Consider the following 546-nt stretch of genomic DNA (forward strand, 5'->3'; position numbering starts at 1 on the left):
AACATGGCCAAGCTGCCGATGCACCGCGACCTGGCCGGCTTCGACTTCAGCGCCTCCAGCGCAGACGCTCGTTTGATCAGCGAACTGGCCAGTCTGGCCTTTACCGACACCGCGCAGAACGTGGTGCTGATCGGTGGGCCTGGCACCGGTAAAACCCACCTGGCCACTGCGCTGGCCGTGTCCGGCATCACCCGGCACGGCAAGCGCGTGCGCTTCTACTCCACGGTCGATCTGGTCAATCTGCTGGAGCGCGAAAAGCACGACGGCAAAGCCGGGCGGATCGCCCAAGCTCTGCTGCGCATGGATCTGGTCATCCTCGACGAACTGGGTTATCTGCCCTTCAGCCAGGCCGGCGGTGCGTTGCTGTTTCACCTGCTATCCAAGCTGTACGAACACACCAGCGTGGTGATCACCACCAACCTGAGCTTCGCCGAATGGTCGAGCGTGTTCGGCGACGCCAAGATGACCACCGCCCTGCTGGATCGGCTGACCCACCACTGCCACATCGTCGAAACCGGTAACGAGTCCTATCGCCTGCAACACAGT

The 546-nt window shown here is 62.5% G+C and carries 1 protein-coding gene; it reads left to right on the forward strand.

Annotated elements, in window-relative coordinates; translation table 11 throughout:
- The coding region (gene istB / locus APH35_RS27980; RefSeq protein ID WP_060515843.1) for an IS21-like element ISPst3 family helper ATPase IstB at nucleotides 1–546 on the forward strand (546 nt) is incomplete at both ends.

The sequence above is a fragment of the Pseudomonas sp. NBRC 111132 genome, from assembly GCF_001320565.1.
GTDB lineage: Bacteria > Pseudomonadota > Gammaproteobacteria > Pseudomonadales > Pseudomonadaceae > Aquipseudomonas > Aquipseudomonas putida_P.